Consider the following 1,598-nt stretch of genomic DNA (forward strand, 5'->3'; position numbering starts at 1 on the left):
ATATTATGTTCCAAGTATGAGTAAAAAAGGTAAGATCGTTGTAAGTGTTTTTGATAATGGTGATACAAGAGGTATGCATCAACCACCTTTTGCTACAAGTAAGTATTCAAGAGCAGTTTTTTATATGATAGATGAAAAAAATAAAACCGTAGAACAAATTTGGGAGTATGGAAAACAAAGAGGCTTTGATTACTACAGTCCTATTACATCTATAACGCAGTATTTTGATAAAACAAACAGTGTTTTTATTTATAGCGCTACAGCTGGACTTGGGAAGTATTTGTTAAATATGGGAAATACAGAACCTATTTTGAGCGAATTGGATTTTGATACTAAAAAAGTTTTGTTTGAAATGAAATTTGAAAATTTAGGCGGTCAAATAGGATATAGGGCTTATCCTATTAATATAAACAAAGCTTTTGATTAAAAATTTTATTACAAAAGGAGAAAAAATGAAAATTAGTAAAATTGTAAGTAGTATTTTGCTTGCTAGTAGTGTTGTTGTAGTTGCACCTAATGTTTCTTTAGCTATGGGTGGACCTAGTGGTGCTAGTATTAATTGGGAAATTCAAGGTAAAATTGGTGCTATAAAAATAAATCCTTATGGTTTATCCCCGCTTAGTGCTGTAATTATGGATGGTGGATATAAACTAAGTGATGTAAGTGTAACTATAGTTCCAAAACCAAATGGACAGACTATATCTTATAAGGTTAGTCCTAATAAAATTAAAACATATGGAGGAATTCCTGTTTTTGGACTTTATCCATCATATTTAAATACAGTAAAAGTAAGTTATACCAAAACTGCTTTTGGAAAAAGTGAAAAAGTAGTAGATGAAGTGTATAAAATAGCAACTGGTGGGGTAAATATAGAAGCTAGTGGAAGTTTTATGCAAAGAGGTGTACCTTTTGAAAAAGTAGAAGTGATTAAAGTAGATAAGGGTTTTGAAGATAGATTGTATTTGGTTAATAATGCTCCAGGAAGACAAAGTGGTAAAGGTTCTCAGTCTGTATGGAATAATCCAGCAGGTGGTGCAATGGAGTGGGATGAGAATTCAAATGCATTTATCATTGATACAAAAGGTGAAATTCGTTGGTATTTAGATAGTGATAAATTAATGGATTGGGGTAATATTTATAAGCGTGGTATTATGATGGGTTTTCATCAAAATGAAGATGGGGCTTTGAGTTTTGGATTTGGTCAAAGATATGTTAAATATGATTTGATGGGTAGAGAAATTTTTAACCGTATTTTACCTTCTTCTTATATAGATTTTTCTCATTCTATGGATGATATGCAGAATGGAAATTACCTTTTAAGGGTAGCTTCTGCCAATGTTAAGCGCCCTGATGGTAAAAATGTGCGTTCAGTGCGTGATGTGATAGTAGAAGTTGACAAAAATGGCAATGTGGTAGATGAGTGGAGATTGTTTGAAATTTTAGATCCATATAGAGCAAATGTAATCAAAGCATTAGATCAAGGTGCTGTTTGTTTGAATATCGATTCTAGTAAGGCAGGGGTTACTTTGAGTGATGAGGATTTAGCTAAAATGGATGCAAGTGATTCTTTTGGCGATATAGCAGGCACTGGAGTAGGG

General features: G+C 32.6%; 2 protein-coding genes. Both read left to right on the forward strand.

All coding sequences use genetic code 11. The annotated features are described in order from the left end of the window. The coding region (locus tag CAMP5060_RS08045) for an aryl-sulfate sulfotransferase (RefSeq protein ID WP_337218200.1) at window positions 1-427 on the forward strand (427 nt) is incomplete at its 5' end. Between the two features lie 25 nt (window positions 428-452). Beyond that, on the forward strand, window positions 453-1,598 hold a 1,146-nt coding region (locus tag CAMP5060_RS08050; protein WP_337218201.1), incomplete at its 3' end, for an aryl-sulfate sulfotransferase.

The sequence above is a fragment of the Campylobacter sp. 1569 genome, from assembly GCF_024723675.1.
Lineage (GTDB): Bacteria > Campylobacterota > Campylobacteria > Campylobacterales > Campylobacteraceae > Campylobacter_D > Campylobacter_D jejuni_C.